The sequence below is a fragment of the Cyanobacterium sp. Dongsha4 genome (genome assembly GCF_036345015.1).
In the GTDB taxonomy this organism is placed as follows: Bacteria; Cyanobacteriota; Cyanobacteriia; order Cyanobacteriales; family Cyanobacteriaceae; genus PCC-10605.
In genome coordinates, this window is record NZ_CP084098.1 from 1613598 (window position 1) to 1634873 (window position 21276).

22 protein-coding genes are annotated in these 21276 nt (G+C 35.1%); 11 read left to right on the plus strand and 11 right to left on the minus strand.

Features of this window, described 5'->3' with window-relative positions; translation table 11 throughout:
• The first annotated feature begins 54 nt into the window (after positions 1 to 54).
• The 4 genes from Dongsha4_RS06810 (at position 55) to Dongsha4_RS06825 (ending at position 1983) form a co-directional block, all read left to right on the plus strand.
• Positions 55 to 288 carry a DUF2281 domain-containing protein gene (locus tag Dongsha4_RS06810; protein WP_330204943.1) on the plus strand — a complete coding sequence of 78 codons (234 nt, stop codon included), beginning with the start codon at positions 55 to 57 and terminating at the stop codon, positions 286 to 288.
• A 121-nt stretch (positions 289 to 409) separates the two neighbouring features.
• Entirely contained in the window at positions 410 to 691 is a 282-nt protein-coding gene (locus tag Dongsha4_RS06815; protein WP_330204944.1) for a PIN domain-containing protein, read from the plus strand.
• Positions 692 to 793: 102 nt separating this feature from the next.
• The gene (locus tag Dongsha4_RS06820; protein ID WP_330204945.1) at positions 794 to 1774 is read left to right on the plus strand and encodes a cysteine synthase A; all 981 of its coding nucleotides are present in this window, start codon (positions 794 to 796) and stop codon (positions 1772 to 1774) included.
• Between the two features lie 35 nt (positions 1775 to 1809).
• Positions 1810 to 1983, plus strand: a complete 174-nt coding sequence (locus Dongsha4_RS06825; RefSeq protein ID WP_330204946.1) for a hypothetical protein — start codon at positions 1810 to 1812, stop codon at positions 1981 to 1983.
• 270 nt (positions 1984 to 2253) lie between these two features.
• Here Dongsha4_RS06825 and ribH read toward each other — a convergent pair whose 3' ends face one another.
• Both ribH and psbZ read right to left on the minus strand, forming a co-directional pair.
• A complete protein-coding gene (gene ribH / locus Dongsha4_RS06830) occupies positions 2254 to 2733 on the minus strand; it encodes a 6,7-dimethyl-8-ribityllumazine synthase (RefSeq protein ID WP_330205399.1) in 480 nt (159 codons plus the stop codon).
• Between the two features lie 126 nt (positions 2734 to 2859).
• The gene (psbZ, locus tag Dongsha4_RS06835; RefSeq protein WP_015219367.1) at positions 2860 to 3048 is read right to left on the minus strand and encodes a photosystem II reaction center protein PsbZ; all 189 of its coding nucleotides are present in this window, start codon (positions 3046 to 3048) and stop codon (positions 2860 to 2862) included.
• A 178-nt stretch (positions 3049 to 3226) separates the two neighbouring features.
• On the opposite strand from psbZ, the gene Dongsha4_RS06840 reads away from it, so the two are divergent.
• Positions 3227 to 4129 (plus strand): S1 RNA-binding domain-containing protein, encoded by a 903-nt coding sequence (locus tag Dongsha4_RS06840; protein WP_330204947.1) that lies wholly within the window; start codon positions 3227 to 3229, stop codon positions 4127 to 4129.
• A 128-nt stretch (positions 4130 to 4257) separates the two neighbouring features.
• Here Dongsha4_RS06840 and Dongsha4_RS06845 read toward each other — a convergent pair whose 3' ends face one another.
• Positions 4258 to 5694, minus strand: coding sequence for a cation:proton antiporter (locus Dongsha4_RS06845; protein WP_330204948.1), 1437 nt, complete (start codon positions 5692 to 5694; stop codon positions 4258 to 4260).
• Positions 5694 to 6035, minus strand: coding sequence for a cation:proton antiporter subunit C (locus Dongsha4_RS06850; protein ID WP_015219364.1), 342 nt, complete (start codon positions 6033 to 6035; stop codon positions 5694 to 5696). Before Dongsha4_RS06850 ends, Dongsha4_RS06845 begins: the two co-directional genes overlap by 1 nt.
• Positions 6036 to 6193: 158 nt before the next feature.
• On the opposite strand from Dongsha4_RS06850, the gene Dongsha4_RS06855 reads away from it, so the two are divergent.
• On the plus strand, positions 6194 to 6823 hold the full coding sequence (locus Dongsha4_RS06855) for a LysE family translocator (RefSeq protein ID WP_330204949.1): 630 nt from the start codon (positions 6194 to 6196) through the stop codon (positions 6821 to 6823).
• A gap of 37 nt (positions 6824 to 6860) precedes the next feature.
• On the opposite strand, the gene pyk is transcribed toward Dongsha4_RS06855, so the two are convergent.
• The 3 genes from pyk to Dongsha4_RS06870 all read right to left on the minus strand — a co-directional run bounded on the left by pyk (position 6861) and on the right by Dongsha4_RS06870 (position 10603).
• The gene (gene pyk, locus Dongsha4_RS06860; RefSeq protein ID WP_330204950.1) at positions 6861 to 8273 is read right to left on the minus strand and encodes a pyruvate kinase; all 1413 of its coding nucleotides are present in this window, start codon (positions 8271 to 8273) and stop codon (positions 6861 to 6863) included.
• A 285-nt stretch (positions 8274 to 8558) separates the two neighbouring features.
• Complete coding sequence (gene rpaB, locus Dongsha4_RS06865; protein WP_330204951.1) at positions 8559 to 9293, minus strand: response regulator transcription factor RpaB; 735 nt, start codon at positions 9291 to 9293, stop codon at positions 8559 to 8561.
• Positions 9294 to 9634: 341 nt separating this feature from the next.
• Positions 9635 to 10603 (minus strand): PRC-barrel domain-containing protein, encoded by a 969-nt coding sequence (locus Dongsha4_RS06870; protein WP_330204952.1) that lies wholly within the window; start codon positions 10601 to 10603, stop codon positions 9635 to 9637.
• 305 nt (positions 10604 to 10908) lie between these two features.
• Between Dongsha4_RS06870 and Dongsha4_RS06875 the strand changes: the two genes are divergently transcribed.
• A complete protein-coding gene (locus tag Dongsha4_RS06875; protein WP_330204953.1) occupies positions 10909 to 11460 on the plus strand; it encodes a hypothetical protein in 552 nt (183 codons plus the stop codon).
• A 93-nt stretch (positions 11461 to 11553) separates the two neighbouring features.
• The gene (locus tag Dongsha4_RS06880; protein WP_330204954.1) at positions 11554 to 11790 is read left to right on the plus strand and encodes a DUF4327 family protein; all 237 of its coding nucleotides are present in this window, start codon (positions 11554 to 11556) and stop codon (positions 11788 to 11790) included.
• A 278-nt stretch (positions 11791 to 12068) separates the two neighbouring features.
• On the opposite strand, the gene Dongsha4_RS06885 is transcribed toward Dongsha4_RS06880, so the two are convergent.
• The 3 genes from Dongsha4_RS06885 to Dongsha4_RS06895 form a co-directional block, all read right to left on the minus strand.
• Complete coding sequence (locus Dongsha4_RS06885; RefSeq protein ID WP_330204955.1) at positions 12069 to 12431, minus strand: hypothetical protein; 363 nt, start codon at positions 12429 to 12431, stop codon at positions 12069 to 12071.
• A gap of 77 nt (positions 12432 to 12508) precedes the next feature.
• Positions 12509 to 12901 carry an FHA domain-containing protein gene (locus Dongsha4_RS06890; RefSeq protein ID WP_330204956.1) on the minus strand — a complete coding sequence of 131 codons (393 nt, stop codon included), beginning with the start codon at positions 12899 to 12901 and terminating at the stop codon, positions 12509 to 12511.
• A gap of 279 nt (positions 12902 to 13180) precedes the next feature.
• Positions 13181 to 15265, minus strand: a complete 2085-nt coding sequence (locus Dongsha4_RS06895) for a cation:proton antiporter (protein ID WP_330204957.1) — start codon at positions 15263 to 15265, stop codon at positions 13181 to 13183.
• A 432-nt stretch (positions 15266 to 15697) separates the two neighbouring features.
• Between Dongsha4_RS06895 and Dongsha4_RS06900 the strand changes: the two genes are divergently transcribed.
• The 3 genes from Dongsha4_RS06900 (at position 15698) to ligA (ending at position 20734) form a co-directional block, all read left to right on the plus strand.
• Entirely contained in the window at positions 15698 to 17665 is a 1968-nt protein-coding gene (locus Dongsha4_RS06900; protein WP_330204958.1) for a DICT sensory domain-containing protein, read from the plus strand.
• A gap of 29 nt (positions 17666 to 17694) precedes the next feature.
• Entirely contained in the window at positions 17695 to 18528 is an 834-nt protein-coding gene (locus tag Dongsha4_RS06905) for a M90 family metallopeptidase (protein WP_330204959.1), read from the plus strand.
• A 190-nt stretch (positions 18529 to 18718) separates the two neighbouring features.
• Positions 18719 to 20734: an NAD-dependent DNA ligase LigA gene (gene ligA / locus Dongsha4_RS06910; protein WP_330204960.1), complete on the plus strand. Its 2016-nt coding sequence runs from the start codon at positions 18719 to 18721 to the stop codon at positions 20732 to 20734.
• Between the two features lie 67 nt (positions 20735 to 20801).
• Here ligA and Dongsha4_RS06915 read toward each other — a convergent pair whose 3' ends face one another.
• The gene (locus Dongsha4_RS06915) at positions 20802 to 21269 is read right to left on the minus strand and encodes a response regulator (RefSeq protein ID WP_330204961.1); all 468 of its coding nucleotides are present in this window, start codon (positions 21267 to 21269) and stop codon (positions 20802 to 20804) included.
• Positions 21270 to 21276: the final 7 nt, after the last annotated feature.

Here is a 21276-nt window from a genome sequence, read left to right on the forward strand (position 1 = left end):
CTGACTTCTAGCCTCATTATTAATTATTAATTATTAATTTTTAATTCTTCAGATATGACATTAGAACAATTATTAATCAGTAAATTTCAAACATTATCACCCCACAGAAAGCAAGAATTGCTGGATTTTGCGGAATTTTTAGCCCAAAAATATGACTCCCAATCTCAAGGAAAATTGTCTAACAATAAAACCACAATAAGGGGTTTGTGGAAAGATGTTGTGGTAACAGATGAGGATTTAGATGAAGCAAAAAAAGCAGTATTTAAGAATATTTCAGACTGGGATTAATAACAGTATGATTACTTATATAGTTGACACTCATGCTCTAGCTTGGTTTATTAGTGAAGATGAAAGATTATCTTGTAAAGCTAAAGAAATTTAGACTCAGGCTGAAAATGGAGAAGTTAAGGTGTTAATCCCTACCTTAGTAATGGCAGAACTTACTCATATTGCTGAAAAAGGAAAAGTAAAGATTATAATCGAGGAATTACTAGATAAGATTAATCAAGGAGATGGTTTTAGTATCGTTGGTTTTGATTTTGTAATTTTTCAACAAATGCTAATTCTCCCTAAACATTGGGATATTCATGATCGCATTATTGCCGCAACAGCCAGTTATTATCAATCAACATTAATTACTAGAGATCAAATTTTAGGGAATTTTCCCAATCTCAAAACTATTTGGGAGTAAAAAGAATAAACCTGAAAGCCTTTCAAGTTATTAATAAGTCAAATTGAGATAAAATAGAACAGCTAGATAATCAGAATTATTCTTAGATAAAATAACTGACTAATGGATATTAAAAACGGCTTCGTTGGTACTATTGGCAACACTCCTTTAATCCGTCTTAATAGCTTCAGCGAAGAAACAGGATGCGAAATTTTAGGCAAAGCTGAATTTTTGAACCCCGGCGGTTCAGTTAAAGATAGAGCGGCATTGTATATTATTCAAGAGGCAGAAAAGCAAGGATTACTTAAGCCCGGAGGTACGGTGGTAGAAGGTACGGCAGGAAATACGGGTATCGGTTTGGCTCATATTTGCAATGCGAAGGGATATAAATGTGTAATTGTCATTCCTGAAACTCAATCTCAAGAAAAAATGGATTTGTTACGTACTTTAGGGGCTGAGGTTAAGGCTGTTCCAGCTGTGCCTTATAAAGATCCCAATAATTATGTTAAGTTATCGGGTAGGATTGCAGAAGAAATGGATAACGCAATCTGGGCAAATCAATTTGATAATTTAGCTAATCGTCAAGCCCACTATGAAACAACGGGAAAAGAAATTTGGCAACAAACTGATGGTAAGGTTGATGGTTGGGTTGCGGCAACAGGTACTGGAGGAACTTTTGCAGGGGTATCTTTGTTTCTAAAGGAAAAAAATCCTAATATTAAGTGCGTTTTGGCTGATCCTATGGGTAGTGGTTTATATAGTTATGTCAAAACAGGGGAAATAAAAATTGAGGGTAATTCTATTACTGAGGGGATTGGTAATAGTCGCATTACCGCTAATATGGAAGGTGTACCCATTGATGATGCGGTGCAAATCCACGACAATGAAGCCTTAAGAGTTATTTATCAGTTACTCTATAAAGAAGGTTTATTTATGGGCGGTTCTGTCGGTATAAATGTAGCAGGGGCGATCGCACTTGCGAAACAACTAGGCCCCGGACATACCATTGTGACAGTTTTATGTGATGGTGGGGCTCGTTATCAATCTCGTCTTTACAACCCCCAATGGCTTAAGTCTAAGGGCTTAACTATTCCTCAATTCTAGGCAGTTAATTTATTCTATTAAACAACTACAACATTATGCAATTTATTCGTCAACAAATTATTCCTTTTATTACGATCGCGATCGCACTTTTTGCTTTAGTGGCAGTCACAGCCCGTAGTTTTATTGCTACAGATTTAGCAGAACCTGCTCCGATAGAAACGATTACGGGGAGTTCGGAGTTCGGAGTTCAGAGTTCGGAGTTAAGATAAAAAAGGGCAAACCCCCCTTTATCCTTCAGGGCTGTTTCATTCTAAAATCTTTGTTTAAGAGGGAGTAATGAGTAGTGAGTAGTGAGTAATGAGTTTTGATAATTTACAATGATTTATTGATTGTTTGAAGATTTTTTATTATTACTTAAAATCGGCAAGTCAAAAATCCACCTCATCCCTCTAGCATCCTGACACCTAAAACCTGCCACCTGCCACCTGACACTTTTTCCTAACCGATAATTTACACGACGAGCAGTAAGAGAGCCAAAGTTATTTTTCAATCTGCTTCATTAAAGTAGCCATTTCCAACGCATTCATGGCATAATTCCAACCTAAATTACTTTTTACTCCTGCTCTTTCTAAAGCCTGTTGCATTGTGTCTGTGGTGACAATACCGAAAACAATCGGCACACCAGTATTTAAACCAACAGAAGCAATTCCCTTCGCCGCTTCATTGCACACATAGTCAAAGTGAGGAGTATCTCCTCTAATAACTGCCCCTAAACAGATAATGGCATCATAACGCCCTGTAAGAGCTAATTTTTTGGCAACTAAAGACACCTCAAAACTACCCGGCACCCAAGCATAATCTACCTGATTTCCTTCTGGGTTTATATCCACTCCATGTCTTTTCAAACAGTCTTGACAGCCAGATAATAACTTATTCGTAATTAAATCATTGAAACGTCCTATGACTAATGCAAAACGTAGATTTGATGTATCTTGAAAATTTCCTTCAAAAATTGCCATGTTTACCAGTAAATATTTTTGTCTAATTTGGTGAGCAAAAATACTCATTTTTTTGATTTAATTTGGATTTTGCCCACCGAGTTAAATTTTGTCTTAATTCTTAATATTTCTTAACAAAAAGTGAAATTAAACCACGAAAAAGTTTAAGACGGCAACGGCAACCACTAAGGCTAACCAAATGCCAGAACCTAAGTATAATAAAGGCTTAGACTGTTCCCAGTTTTGAGGGGAAGCATAAGCAACAGGCACATAAACGATCATTAAGAAAGAAAAAAGCACTAGCGCGGTTAATACTAATTGGAATATAACTCCCATTTTCTTAATCTCCTAAAAATATATTTTTTTAACTAAACTTTATTAGATTAGTTTAGGCTAATTTGTGTCATTCTGACTAATGAATCCTTTGACTGTTGATTGTTTTTATGAATAGTCAGAGAGAATCTACATTATAATAAAGTAATTTGTGTAATTTTACTATATTGTCTAATTTGTTATGACCGCTAATTCTCATTCCTCTGCATCTAATAATCTCTCGTTTTCTATGGATGATTTTTCTCAGGCTTTAGAACAAGAACAGTATGACTATCATTTTAAGCAGGGAGATGTTGTCAGGGGGAAAGTGTTCGAGTATTCTTCCGACGGTGTTTATGTGGATATTGGCGGTAAATCTCCCGGTTTTGTTCCTCAGACAGAGGTGGACTGGAGAGGTTCTTCTAATGTTAAAGAAGTATTACCTTTAGAGCAGGAATTTGATTTTGTTATTATCAAGGAACAAGATGCAGAAGGACAAGTGAAATTATCTCGCCGTCAATTATTTATTGATCAAGCATGGGATAATTTAAAGGAGATTGAAGAAAAAGGTGCGATCGTGCAAATGTTGGTTACAGGGGTTAACCGTGGGGGTGTTTTTGGAGAAGTACAAGGTTTAAAAGGTTTTATTCCTAAATCCCATTTAACTCAGAAAGAAGATTTAGAGACTTTAATAGATCAAACTGTTGATACTAATATTCTACAATTAGACCAAAAAGAAAATAAGTTAGTATTAACCCAAAGAAATATTGCTCGTTCTTCCGCTCTATCTCAGCTCAAGGAAAACGAGGTTGTTGCTGGTAAAATAGCTAAAATTCAACCCTATGGTGTTTTTGTGGATTTTGGTGGTGTGAGCGGTTTACTGCACATTAAACAAATTAGTGAGGGTAAAGTAAACGCCTTAGAAAGTTTATTTCAAATAGGAGAAGAAGTAAAAGTTGTAATTATGGAAATTGATACTTTTAAAAATCGTATTTCCTTATCTACAAAAATATTAGAAACTTATCCCGGAGAGTTTTTAGAAAATAAAGAAGCAGTAATGGCAAATGCGGAAGAAAGACTGACAAATAAAAAAGCACAGAGTTAGTAGGCAGGGGTTGCCAAAAAATTGGGTGTCATTGGGGTAGGTTTTGGGTTTTGGGTTTCAGGTTTTAGATATTTTTAACTGTTAATTAATGGTTAATTACCTTTGCCCTTTGCCCCTTGCCCCTTTAACTATGGTAAAACCATCCAAAATAAGCCCACTAGGGTTAAGCTCATAATGCCAATGAGATGATCAAAATCTTCTAGGATGCGAGGTAATTTGATAACTGCTTTTTTAATCAAGACAAAGTAAACTAACCAACCAATAAAGACTGTAATTAAGGCTTTAATAATGTTACTTAGGGTGTAAGTGGATAGATAGAAACCGTTAGCAAAAATTAACCCTGCCAATAGAAAGATAACTCCAAACCAAAAACCCCAATTTTGTTTTAGTATTTTGGCAGATGTATCATGAGGTAAAAAAATAAATTTAGCGAAGGAAATAGCTGTACCAACGGCGGCAATATTCATTAACATTACTTGCCATGGATAAAGATTTTTAACGGTTAAAACTTTGGCACAATATCCAGCAAGTAGAGGTACACCTGAAATGGATAAACTGGCGATAACTAAGGCTATCCACAAATAAGTATTAATATTAGTGTGTTTTAATTCTTTGATATTCCGTGTTGGCAATGAACCTGCCATTAAAAATAAGCTAGATTTTACTAAGCCGTGGAAAAGAGCGTAAATTCCCGCAACGGGGGGAGAAGCCAAAACAAAACCCAATTGAGATACGGTGTGAAAGGCTAACATCCTCTTTACATCGCTTTCAAAAATAGCGTATGTGACTCCTAATAGGGCAGTGGCTATGGCTACAATACGCACAATATGATCCATCTCATCCACAATTAAAGCAAGGCGAATGAGGGGATAAACTCCTGCTTTAACTACCACTCCTGATAATAATGCAGATACGGGAGTTTCGGCGGAGGCATGGGTGAGGGGCAACCATAATCCAGAAACAAAGACTCCTCCTTTAACTAATAATCCTAACAGAATAAGTGCGATCGCTTCTGGGGGGGAATTACTTAAACCGTTGAAACTAAAAGAATTATTAGCTTTATAGATTAAAATTGCTCCTATTAGGTAAAACAACATTGCTGTATTACTAACAAAGAGATACCGTAAACCGATCCAGATACTTTTGTCTGTGCGAGGATAAACTATTAAAAGAAAAGCGGCAATGCTAATAACCTCAATGGCAACATAAAAACTGATAAAGTCGTAGCCAATAAAACAGGCGTTAACACTACCATAGAGAATCATTAATTGGGTATAGAAAAAAGCCTTCCTTTCCTCATACCAACAATAAAATAAAACAGCAATGGTAACAAGACTATTGGTAAGAATAAAATAACCACTTAGCTTATCGATAAAAAGACTAACACCAAAATTGTCTAATAATTGTAAAGTTAAATCTTGCCCAGAAGCCAGTAACCATACAGGATATAAAACGGAAATTGATAAAACTGTTAGGGAAAGTATGTGGCTACATCTTGGTAATAAGTAAATAATAAAACCTGCCAAAAAAGGTAAAGCTAACCAAATTAAAGTAATTGTATCCATTATTTTCCAATAGTATTTTCAATCTCGTCGGTTTCTAAAGTAGGATTATCAACAGCTAATTTCATGACACCCACTAACATCAAAGCCTGAATGGAAAAACCAATGACGATGGCTGTTAAAATGACCGCTTGAGGCACTGGGTCCGCATAATCAACATTATCCTTAGCCGTGAGAATAGGGGTGAAAAAACCCTTCCGAGAAGCAATGAAGACATAATAAGCAATAACCCCACTACTCATTACATCCATGCCCATAATTTTCATAACTAGATTACGCTTCAACATAATCCCTAAAAATCCGCATAGGATTGTGGCAAGAATAAATCCCTCTAAAATTATCATTGGCTTAATTGTCAGTTCCTTAAAATAGCTAAAAATCAATAAATATAAAATTTTAAATAGAGTTTAATCTATAATAATTGTTCTAATATAAAACATATTTTTACCGTTGACAACTGATTTATTTCTTCTTTCATGGTTGAGATGATAGAATTTTAATCATGATGAATATAAGTTTAACTTTTAGTAGTGCGATCGCTCTTTTTACGGCGATGGTAATTTTAGCTTCAATACCCAGCATGAGTGTTTTAACCGTATCAACACGAACCATTACTCACGGTTTAACTCATGGAATTTGGACAGCTATGGGCATAGTTTCGGGAGATATTTTATTTCTAATTGTAGCGATTTATGGTTTATCAATTTTTGCAGGAATTAATGTTTTTTTCAGTTTAATTAAGTATATTGGTGCTTTATATTTATTGTGGTTAGGCTTAAATTTATGGAAAAAAACACCAGTCAATCAAATCTTAGTTAAATCAAATGAAAAATCTTCTTTTGTCGCTAGTTTTTTCATGGGATTTGTGATCACGACTGCCGATTTAAAAGCGATTCTTTTTTATTTGAGTTTTCTTCCTGCTTTTTTGGATTTATCTAGTGTTTCTTTAATGGACACTTTTATTATTATTTTAATTACTATTGTTGCTGTGGGAGGAATCAAATTTATTTATGCTTTTTTTAGTTATAAAACAGGCTCAGTTTTAAAGAAAAATAATAATTTTAAATATATTAATTATGTCGCTGGAACAATGATGATTGCGATCGCATTTTTCCTCTTATTTAAAACCTGATACCTGCCTTGATATTATTAAACCGAATTGAGTCAATTTAGCTTATAACGTGTATTTTCAAAAAATTAGTACCTTTACTAATTCCCGTAGGAATACCCGCCATAATTAAGATGCGGTCGCCTTTTTTCGCTAAATTGCGTTTATGAATAACTGTTTCTACCTGATTAAGTAAATCTTCAAAATTGAGAGGCTCTTGATCAATTAAAATCGGTTTCACACCCCAAACAAGATTAAGACGATGATAGACTTTATCTTCTACCGTTAAAGCTAACACAGGAGTTTTAGAACGCTCTCCCGCCGCAATTATGGCACTATAACCACTTTTCGTATAAGCAACAATGAATTTGAGAGACATAGTTTTGTCAATGGCATTTAAAGCCTCGCTCAAAGCATGGGTTTCATCATTCAAAGAAGGGGGATGGTTAGTAAAATTCAAATTAGGTTCAACACTTAAAGCTATTTTCGCCATCATTTCCACCGCTTTAACTGGATATGAACCCACTGCCGACTCTCCTGATAACATAATTGCATCCGTACCATCAATAATCGCATTAGCCACATCACTAGCTTCTGCACGGGTGGGACGAGGACTGCGTATCATGCTATCTAACATTTGTGTAGCGGTAATTACTGGCTTAACTTGCCGATTACATAAAGAAATAATTTGTTTTTGCAGTAAAGGAACTTTCTCAGGACTCATTTCCACCCCTAAATCTCCTCTCGCCACCATAATGCCATCACATTCATTGATAATTTCTTCAAGGTTATCAACCGCTTGGGGTTTTTCAATTTTGGCAATTACAGGAGTATCTTGTGCATTATTTTGAGCTAAAAATTGTTTTAAAGTGATAATATCTTGTGCCCTACGAACAAAACTGAGGGAAACCCAGTCAACTCCCTGAGACAAGCCAAATTCTAGGTCTTTTTTATCCTTTTCTGTCATAGAAGGTAAACGCAGATTAAGACTTGGTAAATTCACTCCCTTACGACTTTTAAGAATACCTCCTTCTATTACTTCACAAATAACCATCGGTTTCTCTATGGCAACAATTTGAAATTCCAACAAACCATCATCGAGAAGGATTTGTGTACCAATTTCCGCTTCTTCGGCTAAATGAGGATAGTCAATGGTAATAATATTTTCTCCTGTTTGCGACCAATTTTCAGGAATAAGAGTTAATCTATCTCCTTGCTTTATCTCCAACTGCCCTGAAGGTAATTGGCCAACCCTAATTTTTGGCCCTTGTAAATCTTGTAATAAAGTAATAGGAGTATCTAATTCTTCTGATACCCTTCTTAGTAAAGATACAATTTGAGCATGATCTTCATAACTACCATGAGAAAAATTTAGTCTAGCCACACTCATTCCTGCTATTATCATTTGCCTAATAATTTCAGGAGAAGTACTTGCAGGTCCTATGGTGGCGACAATCTTTGTATGGTGTTTCATTTTTTCTTTTGTGTAATTTAATCCCGTAAATATTTTCAGGATAATTACTTTTTGTGAATTAGAGGTTAGGCTAAGGTTAACACAACTATTTCATCCATCTAGTTAAGGATTAAGAACAGACTTCTTATAAAACTAAAATTAAAATTAATTTCTTTTCTATAGGGGAAATAGTCAATTTTCTTAACTCTTGCCTTTTGCCATTCAGCTCTTGCCTTAGAAAGCAAGAAGTCTAATTAAGAATTATAGTAATACTTAATTACTAATTCCTAATTACTCATTAATTTCCTACTTTTTCTTTTCCCCCGGTTCTAATATTCTTTGAAACAAATATCCTGTACCTCTAGCGGTTAAAATCAGTTCAGGATTGCTGGGGTCATCTTCTAACTTTGCTCTTAAACGAGATACGTGAACGTCCACAACTCTAGTATCGACATGACGCTCAGGTGTATATCCCCAAACTTCTTGTAATATTTCTGAACGAGAAAAGGGATCTCCTGATTTACTTACGAGGAGTTCTAACAAGCTAAACTCCATTCCTGTTAAGCGGATTCTTTGATCTCCTTTGTAAACTTGTCTTTTGTTGGTGTCAATTCTGATGGAATTAATGGAGATAACCCCCGAACTAGGTATTCCTGCAACTCCTGTTTTGTCAACTCTTCTTAACACAGAGCGGATTCTTGCTTCTAATTCTTTGGGAGAGAAAGGTTTAACCACATAATCATCTGCTCCTAGTTCTAACCCTGTAATACGGTCTGCTACATCACCTAAAGCGGTTAACATGATAATGGGTATGTCAGATTCTTTTCTTAGTTCTTGACAAACTCCATAACCGTCTAATTTAGGCATCATCACGTCTAAAACCACTAAATCAGGCTGAGTCTCATGAAAAGTTGCGATCGCATCTTCTCCATCGGCGGCGGTGACAACGTCATAACCAATCATCGAGAGACGAGTTTCTAAAATACGGCGAATACTGGCTTCATCGTCCACTACTAAAATTTTTTCTTTTTGAGTTTCCAATGTTTGCTCTCCTATACTAAAGATTTTTCTTATATATTTATCTGATCTAGTTTATAGGAAAAATGAGTCATGAGGAATCAGTAATTAGTAAATAATTAGGGCTTATTGAAAAAGTATTTTGTCAGGTAGCTAAAGGAATAAAAAGCAAAGGGCAAAAGGCAAAGGTAAATAGGGAATAGGGAATAGGGAATAGGGAATAGGCAATGGTTTAATAATTAAGAATTAATAACTCCGTTCACGACCGAAGGGAGTACATGAGCGTGGCAAACTCTCCGAACCCCGAACACCTACAACCAGAAACTTACCTTTATTCCATATTATTAGGCTGAACAGAGGTTTAATTAGTATTCCTCGTATTCTGGCATTTTCTGTTTTTGGGGAATATTCACTTTTTGGGGACGATAATCATCCTCAACATCATCATCCCACATATCATCTTCTAAGGATTCATCATATTTAGAGCGTGTTTCTGATTTATCATAATTATTTAGTTGATAACGAGGTGCAGGTTCTCTTTCAACGCCACTTTCTCCCCAATTATCTTCTTCTATTTCTTCCTGATAGGCCATTGCTTCTTGACGACGGGCAGGAGGAGGAGTAATAACTTCCGCTTGTTCCCATTCATCTTCCGTCCAATTTTCTTCCACTACAGCCGTACGTTGAGGTTTAGGTTGGGCAACGGGGCGGATTGGTACTCCTGTTGGTAACTGATTTTCTGGTGGAGTTGTTGGAGCGTAATACATTTCATCTTCATCTTTTTCCCAAGGGGGACGACCAATTCCAAGTCTTTCTAATACTCCTACTGTTATTTGTGTGACTCGTTCCTCTGCACCCTCAAAAACGATAATGCGATTAGGCCCACTACTAACAATTTCATCTACAGATATTTCATAGGTACTAATTAACTGTTCAGGTATTTGGGGAAGACCGATCGCAGCTATAATTAAAGAGTTTAATTGACCATTTTCTTGATTAAATTGAAAATCTCTTACTTTACCTAATGGTTCACCTGTTTCGGTAACAACTTCAGAATTAATTAAAGCACTATAAAGGTCTATATCAACATCTTCAATAACATCCTCATCTTCTACTAAAACCACGTCTCCCATTTGGGAAATGCGATCGAGATACATATATTTAGGAATACCAGACATGGCTAAACGATTATCTCTTAATCCTAGTGCAACTACTTCTCTGCGATCGACATCTACTAACACCTCCTTAACAACCCCTAATCTTTTTCCTGTATTTCTAGTAATAACTTGAGTGTTTAAAAACTCGTTCCTTAAGCTACTTTGTGCATCTATCATAATAATTTAATATATATCTAACAAATATACTTGACTTTAATTTGTTAATTTAATTTAACTTACTCCTAGTCATTTGATAATAACTCATATTTATGATTTTTGATATTTCCCCTCATGGTTTATCCCCTTCAGAAAAAATTTCCCCTTTTAAGGCAACATTAACGGATGGGTTTCCCCTTACTAACTAAAGAGCGTAAACTTTTTTAGTGAACTAGCTAACTTGATACTTTAGCAAATTCAATGTTTTCGTCTCTAACTAAGGTGATATATTATGAGCTTAAAAGATTCACTTTTCTCCGTAAAATATGGAAAATATAAATTGGCAATTAATCGATACTATTGTCGAAATTAAATCTCCTTGGATAACTTTAATAGGTGAAAAAATTAAGGATAATCAAGATAATATTTTAGATTATTGGAGAGTAGAAAAAGAAGATTCTTTAATAGTTATCACTAGATATAAAAATTCTTTAATCTTTCCTAAATTAACATTTCGTCCGGGCATTAAGAAAGTAACCCTTGATTTTGCAGGAGGGAGATTAAAAAAGAATAATAGTTTAGAAAATACTACCTATCAAATTTTGCAAAGAGAATTAAATCTAACTCAAGATAAGATTAAGATAATTACTCCAATTAATCATCAAGGATTTATGATTAACAGTTCTTTTAGTAATCAAAAGTTATGGGGTTTTTATTGTGAATTAAAATCAGATATTAGTCTCGATGATCTCTATATTGGTGCTATTTATAGTCTGAATAGTAATGATTTTAAACGCTTATTAAACGATTTACAGTGTCTTCAGTGTCGTAGTTTACTTTTAGAGTGCGTTTCTCAAGGATTAGTTGCGACTTTTTAAAAATAAAGTATAGAATTTAACTGACAGATTTGTTTTTTTAGTATCTATATTTCGCAAGACTGTAAACTTAACACTGCAATCATATCTTATATTATGACTACTCAAACTATCATTCCTAGCTACAATCATGATCTTAATTTTATCCGTGACGAAATTAGGGCTTTATTAGAAAAGGGTTGTATTAGTCGTCATCAACCTTTATACGTATTGGCTAACTATGTGCCTCCTAGAGAATGGTTAAATATTGAAAGGCAATTGGAAGAAAAAGATTTCTTACTGCGCGATCGCATCTGTGATTTACTGACAGAGGAAAAATGGGACAATGATTAAGTAGCCTTTACCGCAAAAGTGCTTTAGCAGGGTAAACAATAGGCACAAAGCAAGAATTTCAATTGATTATTAGAACTTAACAAAATGGTGTTGCTTAATTGCCATACAAGATATTATTGACTTGCTTCAAGTATCTAACACTCAAAAGATTATTACCATTACCCGTTGCCTATTCCCCATTCCCGATCTAAACTAAAAATCATGGCTAAATGCTCCAACACCACAAAATAAATAAGGGGCTTAAGCCCCTTGCCCTAAAACTAATACAGTTAAGAGAATTAAGAGGACTTAATTTTTTCCAATTCCTCTCTTAAGGCAACGACTTCTTGAGTCAGTTGTTGAATATTTTGATAGGGATTATTTACCGCTTTTGTTTCTACTGTTTCATCATAAGTTTCATTACTATTGGTGTTTTCGCTCTTATTTTGAAAGAATTGCTCAATAATTTTTTTGGCTTCTTCTTCTGTTAGTGCGCCTTTCTCTTGCCATTCTTGAGATTTTTTTTGTAATTCTGTCGTTAATTCCGAAACAATTTGATTGCGTTTATTATTGTCTTGCAAAGTTTCGATTGCTGAAGCCGTAGCACCGACTACGGTGCGAAAACCTTGTTGCACAAAATTGATTAAATTATTATTCTCCATGATGACTAACTAATCAGTAATATTGTTAATTTAAGACATTGACTTTAATATAGCCTAGCTTGAATAGTCTTATTTTTTTAGTTCATCACTGTTTCCTTCGATATATCTTTACTACTAATTGCCCGTCGTTTTGGTTGTTGATTATCCCTAGACGTAGGAGAATCTACCGAGTCATCAAGAGTAATTTTAATTTTAGGACCTGAACTAGCTAAACGAATCACCATTCCATGTTTAACTAATACTTTATTAATCTTTTTTCCGTTGATAAATGTACCGTTAGAACCTAAATTGATTAATGCCCAATCTTTCCCCCTCGGACGAATTTCTAAATGATGCCGCGATACAACAGCACTATAAAGCACTACATCATTGTCATTAGCTCGTCCAATTCTAATCACCGAGTTGGGATCAAAGTTCCATTTTTGAACTGCAACTGATTTGAGGGGGTGTAATAGAGTTAAGGTAATCACCGACGTTCCATGGGAGTAAAGAGTGCAATTATTCTTAAGTCAAACACTATTTTATTAAATAGTCTGACTAAATCTACTCTCATATTCTACATGATTTAGGAATTGATGAGTAATAATTAACTTCAGTTCGATGTAAGAATATCGAATAGGGGTAGGTTGCAGGTGTTAGGGTATTGGGGTATTAGGGAGAAATTAATTAAAAACTTTTGCCTATTGCTCTTTTTGCTATCACTAAGAGATAAAGGTTTATCCTGAATTCAAGTGAAAATCAGGTTGTAATTAGTGAGGTTCGCCAAATATAATTACTGAACGAGTAAGACTTTTAATAATTTCGGTAGTAACATCACTTACAGCTAGTCCTCCAGCAGTACGACGGCGAATTGACCTTAAAATTACGAGATCAAAATTATGTTTATGGGCGGTACGGACGATCGCTTCTGCGGGGTCTGAATAACGGAGAGTTTTGATTGTAACTGATGTTTTTGGGGCTATTTGTTGCACTCCTAAGTGTAGGGCGTTTTTAAAATTTTCGATGTTATTTTTACTTAAGTGTCGATCATATACGTGAAGCAAGGTTATAGTACCTTGGTTACTTTCCGCTAAGATACAACCTAGTGCGATCGCATTTAGGGTTTTTAGATCTATTTTTTTGACGGGTACGAGAATTTTGCGTAGATGGGTAGGCTCATCTAACATTTTGACAACGGCAACGGGGCAATGAGAAGACCAAAAAACATTATCAATTAAATTACCAAATAAACGAGCTTGAATGGTGCTAGTGGGACTCCATCCCATGACAATCAGACTACCTTTATTTTCTTTGGCGGTGCGACTAATTCCCTCGGCTAAGTCATCATCTATGCGAATAATAGGCTTGACAGATACGGAAAACTGTTCGCTATATCGCAATGCTCTATTAATTAATTGATTACTGTTATGAAAAGAAAAATCCAATTCAGGCTCATCCATGTGAACATGAGCTTTGACAATTGATAGAGGGATAACTAAACCTGTTTCATTTCCTGCTAAGATACAAGCCATTTCCACTAAGGATTTTTCTGTCTGAGGATTTGCGATCGAAACTATGATTGTGCGATATTGTTCATTAATAAAAGAATGTTGATAGTTATTGGATAGCTGTAGAGAGCGATTATTATTATTTTCTCTTAAATTTGTATCTACTTCTGATTGAAATAGATTTCGGGCAAATTTGCTGGTTAAAATCGGTCCACTAACGGAAGTAATTAACATCATTACAATCACCCCATTAAATACCGAAGGAGATAACACCCCTGCATTAACACCAGCTAAGGTTGCGGCTAAGGTGGCGGCCACTTGGGGGAGAGATAATGACCACATAGTCAAACATTGATCCCAACTATAACGGAATAATATTTTAGGAATCACACTAGCAATAAATTTACTCATGAATAGAGTAATAACAATACCTAAAGTAAGCCATAAATCTTGGCTAAAAATAGTCGCAAAATCAGATACTTTCAGAATTAAACCAATGGAAACGAAAAAACAGGGAATAAATAGGGTGCTACCCACAAATTCAATTTTTTCCTTAACAGGGCCATTTCCTACTACATCATTAACGGCTAAACCTGCTAAAAATGCACCGACAATTTGATCTACATTAATTAACTGCGCTCCGACTGAAGCCAAAAACACGGCTAATAAAACAAATAGAAATTGATTACTTTCTTCATCTCCAGTGCGACGGAAATATTCTTTCCCAGCGCGATCGAATCCATACAAAACAATGGCACAATAGATGGCTAAACTGGATAACTGTAAAATTAAACTAGCAAGGGTAAAATCTCCCCCATAAATAGAAAGACAAATAGCTAAAACTAATAAAGCTCCAATATCTGTGAAAATAGTTGCGCCAATGGTGATAACAACTGCTTCATTTCCTGCAACGCCCAAACGATTAACAATGGGATAGCCCAACAGAGTATGAGAGGCTAAAAGTGAGCCAATTAAAATAGAAGCGTTTAAGCCCATGTTAAAAGCTAATCCCAAGGCTGTACCAAATACTAAAGGTACAAAAAAGGTGCTAAACCCGAAAAAGAGCGATCGATTTTTGTTCTTGCGGAAATCCTCTAAATCAATTTCTAAACCCGCCACAAACATCAAATAAATTTTCCCAATATCGGCTAAAAGACTCATGGATTCGCTTTTGTAATCCAATAAACCTAACCCGTCACTGCCAAAAACTACTCCTGCGAAAAGTAATCCCACTAACCCCGGTAATTTGATACGCTCAAAAATAGGGGGAATAGTGAGAATAACTAGAAGTAAAATGGTAAAAGTAGTTAGAGGACTATCGGGAATAGAGCTTAAAAATTCAGGCATTGAATTAATATTTCGGCTTTTGTGCTGTTAATATTGTTACACTATGATGCTTAATTAACCTAGTTTCAGCTCAAAATACTTAGTTTTTAGTTATATTACCCAAAGTCATAATTTATAGTTCAAAAAAACTGTTGCCTATTCTCACCTCAAGTTATGCCCAACCGTGAATATATTAATCATCAATCATTCACCTTTGCCCTTTTAACTTTGCCCCTTGCCCTTTAATAATTGCCCATTTCCGAATGCTGGTGAGCTCGCATTAGGAACATCTTTAGTGATCGCTTTACAAAACTTAATAGTTAAGCAGTGATAACCAAGTAATAGTAGGATAGATGATGAGTAAATACTTAGTGCCTAAATATTCGTTCTTGGTTAGTTAAAACCCTGAATATGGCAATAATTAAAGCATAATAAATCACCCTAATTGATTCGATGAGTAACCAAAATTCGATCATTACAGAGTTATTACAATTCTTTCCTGATCGGCGCTTGCAGATGTACTTTAAGTCATCTCTGACAGCCCTTTCTCACGCTATGGAGGATCAAGTCTTAGCAGGAAATGAACAGGCTTTAATTATTGCTAGTTTTCAGAAAGAGAAGTTTTATCGTCAAGAAGCCCATCGTTATTTACGTATTGGCAAAAAATCGCCCCATGTTTATGTGTTAGCCGCACCAGAGACGGAATTTAAACATGATTCTGATGTTTATGAAAAAGTTGCTTTTGCCCCTGATGATAGTTTGACAATGGAATGGCATTTAATTGTTATCAGCCCTAATTATGCTAATTGTCTGATTTGTCGGGAAAAACCCTATTCTAACTCGGAAAATTCCTCTGATAGTTTAATGATGATGGATAATAGTCGTCGTTTTGAGGGTATTTGGACTTATGATCGAGATATTAGTGTGAAAGCGGCTGAACTTCTTTTATATCGAATTGCTGAGTATCGCCCTGAGTTACAAACTAAAATTCAAGATGCGATCGCATCCTATTGTGCTGATTTTTGTGCTTTGGAAGAAACTAATAATATTATCAATCCTGATCCATTTGTGCAAAGGTTAGTCACTTATTTACAGGCAGGGCAGTACAAATTAATTAAAGCAAATCGTTTCCTGAGTGCCAAGGAAAAAAAAGAGAGGTTATTAAATTCTGTTACAGGTGCAATACGCAGATCCCTTGATCCCGAAGAAATTTTGCAAGTGGCTGTGGATAAATTAGGTGAGGGTTTTGGGGTATGTCGTTGTTTAATATATCGCTGTCAGGAAAATGACTTAAATGCCCATATTAATCATGAGTTTCTCAACGAAAATATCAATTCTGTTAAGGGAGAAGCATGGCCTTTAAGAAATAATCCTCTCTTTCAAGAAATTCTCTCTCTGCGAGAGTCTATTAGTATTGATGATGTTACCATTGATCCTCGTATTCAGAAAGACCCTACTATCTTATCCAAGTTAATTAAAAGCTGTTGTATTGTTTCTTGGTTAATTGTTCCCATTCTTTATCAGGGTAAACTATTAGGGATGATGGAATTGCACCATTGTGACAGTAATCCTATTACTTGGAAACCTGAAGATATTGCCCTAGTAGATGCGATCGCAACTCAGGTAGGTGTAGCCCTAATTCAAGCGGAATCCTACGCCCATTTAGAAGACTTAAACGAACAGCTAGAAGCCTTAGACAGAACGAGATCCAACCTTGTCGCTATTACAGGTCACGAATTGCGTACCCCCCTTTCCACTATTCAAGTATGCTTGGAAAGTTTAGCTAATGAACCCGATATGTCTGAAGAGTTACGACAGGTAATGCTTACCACTGCTTTACATGATGCGGAGAGAATGCGCAAATTAGTACAAGACTTTTTAACCCTTTCTCAACTAGAAAGTGGTAGGGTAGAATGGAATCCTGAACCCTTATCCTTAGAAGAATGTATCGAATTATCTCTATGTCAAATTCGCTCTCGCAAAGACAAAAATTCCCTCCCCAAAATTCGCATTAATCTTAGCCAAACTTTACCTCTCGTACAAGCCGATGGAGAATGGTTAGTGGAAGTATTAAGCAAACTTTTGGATAATGCTTGTAAATTTACCAATGGCAACGGTGAAATTGCAATTAATGTGGAGGAAAAAAATAGCAATACCCTTAAAGTTACTATATCCGATAATGGTAGAGGCATAGAACCCGATCGCCTCGATAAAGTCTTCGATCGATTTTACCAAGAAGAAGGTGCATTAAGAAGATCAGCCGGAGGCACAGGGTTAGGATTAGCCATTTGTCGCCAAATTGTTCATAATTGGGGTGGGAAAATATGGGCAGAATCTCAAGGAAAAAATCAAGGTAGTGAGTTTCATTTTACTATTCCTGTTTTTAATAACGATTCTCTATCTACTTTAAAAAATAATTAATAAATTCTGCATTTCAGAAGCAGTAAATAATGGAAAAATTGATTTTATTAACTGTACTAATTCTTGCTTTTTTAGCTTATTATTATCAAACACAAATAACAACTAACTACCGCAGAAAAACTCTTAAACAAGGCTCTTTTCCACAAGAATGGATTTATTTTTTATCTAAATATATTTATCTTTATCGGATTGTTCCCCAAGAATTAAAGCAAGAATTGCATAGTCATATTAAAATATTTCTTCACGAAAAAGAATTTATTTCCCATGATAAACAACCAGTAAATATTGAAACAAAACTTGCGATCGCATCTCAGGCTTGTTTATTACTATTAGGAGATAAAAGACAAAAAAGAAACTATTTTCCCTACTTAAAATATGTATATATTTACCCTAATTTAATTGTCCAAAAAAAAGGAGAGCAGATGTCTGCAATCTTGTCAGGGCAATCTTCAGTAGGCAATAAATCAGGCAAAGATGGAGTAATTTCCCTCTCATGGCAGGAAGTCATTAAACAATCATCGTCACCCCATCAGATTGAAAATGTTATCCTACACGAATTTGCCCATCAACTAGATCAAGAATTTGGTACAGCGACAGGAGTACCACGACTAAGCAACCTCCAAGAAACCCTTATTTGGGGGGAAATCTTAAAAAAAGAATATGAAAACCACTATCAAGCCGTTCAAAAAGGTAAAATAACTATTATTGATCCCTACGGTGCAACTAACATGGCAGAGTTTTTCGCCGTGGTTACGGAAGCATTTTTTCTCAAATCCAAATTATTAGCGGCTTATCATCCTTTACTTTATAATCAGTTAAGTAATTATTATGGAGTCAATCCCATTGAATGGAAGCCCCATTAGGAGAAAAGGTAACAATTCACTAGGCAAGAGGCAAAGGTAAATAGTTAAGAATTAAGAATTAAAAGCCCCGTTCACGACTGAAAGGAGTGTACGAGCGAAGCGAACTCTCCGAACTCCGAACTCCGAACTCCGAACTCCGAACTCTTAACCTTATCCGATATTCTTAAACCGAACTGAAGTTAATTAATTTATGAACAATATTCCTACAGAAATTATTACTAGAATAACAGATTTAAAAAAGCAATTACAAAAGGCTAGTTATGCTTATTATGTATTAGATAATCCCATCATGGAAGACTCTGTTTATGATCAATTATACAGAGAATTATTGAACCTAGAAAATCAATATCCTAGTTTAATAACTCCTGATAGTCCTACTCAAAGAGTTGGAGATAAGTTAAGCAATCAATTCAGTTCAATTCCCCATAATATTCCTCTTTATAGTCTTGATAATGCTTTTAATTTTGCAGAACTAAAAGAGTGGGAAAATCGTTGGCAAAGGCAATTAAATAATGTTCCAGAATTTGCCTACGTTTGCGAATTAAAAATAGATGGATCTGCCATAGCTTTAACCTATGAAAATGGTATTTTAGTAAAAGGTTTGACAAGAGGAGATGGAGTTACAGGAGAAGATATAACCAATAATTTACGAACTATTCGCTCTATTCCTTTACGCCTACAAATAGATAATCCTCCCGAAGTTTTAGAGGTGAGAGGAGAGGCTTTTTTACCTTTAGATGAATTTACCAGAATTAATGAGGAACGAGAGAAATTAGGAGAAAATTTATTTGCTAATCCTCGTAATGCTACAGCAGGAACATTGAGACAATTAGATCCCAATATTGTTAGTGCCAGAAAATTACAATTTTTCGCTTATAATGCTCATATTCTACCTGAAAATAATAACCTCAATACTCAAGATCAAGTATTAAAATACTTAACAGAAATTGGCTTTTTAGTTAATCCTAATTATCAAGTTTTTAATAACCTACAAACTGTAAAAGAATACCTTGATTATTGGGAAAAAAATCGTCACAATTTACCATATATGACGGATGGAGTTGTCATTAAAATAAACTCTTTTTCTTTACAAAATCAACTAGGTTTTACTCAAAAATTTCCTCGATGGGCGATCGCACTTAAGTATCCTGCCGAAGAAGTGCCAACAGTGGTAGAAAGAATAATCGTTAACGTCGGACGCACGGGGGCAGTAACTCCCATGGCAATAATGAAACCTGTACAGTTAGCTGGTACAACAGTTCAAAGAGCTACTTTACATAATGGCGATCGAGTGCGAGAATTAGATATTAGAGTGGGGGATACCGTGACTATTCGCAAAGCGGGAGAGATTATCCCTGAAGTAATAGAGGTTTTAACCGAATTAAGACCAGAAAATACTCAACCCTTCCAAATGCCTACTCATTGCCCTGAGTGTAATTCACCCCTCGTCAAACCTGAAGCCGAAGCGATACTTCGTTGTGTTAATACTTCTTGCCCTGCTATTCTTCGAGGTAATCTGATTCATTGGGCTTCCAGAGATGCCATGGACATCAGAGGTTTAGGGGAAAAAATTATTATCTCTTTAATGGAATATCGATTAGTAAATTCGATCGTAGATTTATATAAATTAACTCCATTTCAATTGGTTGACTTAGATAGAATGGGGGAAAAATTAGCACAAAAACTAATACAAGCTATTCAAGAGAGTAAAAAACAACCTTTTGCTAGAGTTTTATATGGTTTAGGAATCCGTTATGTAGGGCAAGTAAATGCAAAAATCTTGGCAGAAAATTTTGAAAACGTTGATAATTTAGCCAAGGCAACTCAAGAAGAATTAGAATCTGTTTACGGTATTGGTGAAGAAATAGCAAATGCAGTATTTTTATGGTTTAAAGTACCAGAAAATCAACAATTAATTAGTGAATTACAAACTCTCAATTTTAGTTTAGCCATAGATACAAAAAACAAACAAACTAATCAGCAATTATTGAATAAAACCTTTGTTTTAACTGGAACATTACCCACCCTAAAAAGAGAAGAAGCAAAGCAAATTATTGAGTCATCAGGTGGAAAAGTTACTGGCAGTATTAGTAAAAAAACTGACTTTGTAGTAGTGGGAGAAAAAGCAGGTTCTAAATTAGAAAAAGCTCAAAAATTAGGGATAAAAACCATAACAGAGGAGGAGTTATTAGCTTTAGTTAAATAATCCCATTTTTGTGTAAAAACAGTAGGATTTGGAAAGATTTTATGTATCAAGTAATAGATATTAGATTCTATTTATGATGTTGAGAATTTTGTAAACACTCTATTTTTTCTAACAATTCTTGAATTAATTTGCTTTGTTTTCTTAAAGTTAATTGAGTTTTTATTCTCGCCAGTAATTCTGGCTTACGAAAAGGCTTATTTACATAATCATTTGCCCCTAAGCTATAAGCCTCTATGAGATGGTTTTCTTCAATACTAGCCGTGAGAAAAATTACTGGTATATGTTCATATTCAGGATTAGATTTAATACGGCGACAAACTTCTAAACCGCTAATATCTGGCATCATTAAATCCAATAAAATTAAGTCGGGATTTAAAACTTTTAATCTTTCTAACGCATCTTTTCCACTGAGGGCTAAACTGGTTTGATAATGTGCCGATTCAAGTATGATATTTAATAATTTTAAATTTTGTTTCAAATCATCGACAATTAGGATAACTGATTCTTCAGGATTAACTAAATCTAAGTTACTCATATTTATG

Bases quoted from the DNA above. Each gene is read 5' to 3' on its own strand.
- Dongsha4_RS06810 (WP_330204943.1), top strand. From the start codon at position 55: ATGACATTAGAACAATTATTAATCAGTAAATTTCAAACATTATCACCC.
- Dongsha4_RS06820 (WP_330204945.1), top strand. From the start codon at position 794: ATGGATATTAAAAACGGCTTCGTTGGTACTATTGGCAACACTCCTTTA.
- Dongsha4_RS06825 (WP_330204946.1), top strand. From the start codon at position 1,810: ATGCAATTTATTCGTCAACAAATTATTCCTTTTATTACGATCGCGATC.
- ribH (WP_330205399.1), bottom strand. From the start codon at position 2,733: ATGGCAATTTTTGAAGGAAATTTTCAAGATACATCAAATCTACGTTTT.
- psbZ (WP_015219367.1), bottom strand. From the start codon at position 3,048: ATGGGAGTTATATTCCAATTAGTATTAACCGCGCTAGTGCTTTTTTCT.
- Dongsha4_RS06840 (WP_330204947.1), top strand. From the start codon at position 3,227: ATGACCGCTAATTCTCATTCCTCTGCATCTAATAATCTCTCGTTTTCT.
- Dongsha4_RS06845 (WP_330204948.1), bottom strand. From the start codon at position 5,694: ATGGATACAATTACTTTAATTTGGTTAGCTTTACCTTTTTTGGCAGGT.
- Dongsha4_RS06850 (WP_015219364.1), bottom strand. From the start codon at position 6,035: ATGATAATTTTAGAGGGATTTATTCTTGCCACAATCCTATGCGGATTT.
- Dongsha4_RS06855 (WP_330204949.1), top strand. From the start codon at position 6,194: ATGATGAATATAAGTTTAACTTTTAGTAGTGCGATCGCTCTTTTTACG.
- pyk (WP_330204950.1), bottom strand. From the start codon at position 8,273: ATGAAACACCATACAAAGATTGTCGCCACCATAGGACCTGCAAGTACT.
- Dongsha4_RS06870 (WP_330204952.1), bottom strand. From the start codon at position 10,603: ATGATAGATGCACAAAGTAGCTTAAGGAACGAGTTTTTAAACACTCAA.
- Dongsha4_RS06875 (WP_330204953.1), top strand. From the start codon at position 10,909: ATGGAAAATATAAATTGGCAATTAATCGATACTATTGTCGAAATTAAA.
- Dongsha4_RS06880 (WP_330204954.1), top strand. From the start codon at position 11,554: ATGACTACTCAAACTATCATTCCTAGCTACAATCATGATCTTAATTTT.
- Dongsha4_RS06885 (WP_330204955.1), bottom strand. From the start codon at position 12,431: ATGGAGAATAATAATTTAATCAATTTTGTGCAACAAGGTTTTCGCACC.
- Dongsha4_RS06895 (WP_330204957.1), bottom strand. From the start codon at position 15,265: ATGCCTGAATTTTTAAGCTCTATTCCCGATAGTCCTCTAACTACTTTT.
- Dongsha4_RS06900 (WP_330204958.1), top strand. From the start codon at position 15,698: ATGAGTAACCAAAATTCGATCATTACAGAGTTATTACAATTCTTTCCT.
- Dongsha4_RS06905 (WP_330204959.1), top strand. From the start codon at position 17,695: ATGGAAAAATTGATTTTATTAACTGTACTAATTCTTGCTTTTTTAGCT.
- ligA (WP_330204960.1), top strand. From the start codon at position 18,719: ATGAACAATATTCCTACAGAAATTATTACTAGAATAACAGATTTAAAA.
- Dongsha4_RS06915 (WP_330204961.1), bottom strand. From the start codon at position 21,269: ATGAGTAACTTAGATTTAGTTAATCCTGAAGAATCAGTTATCCTAATT.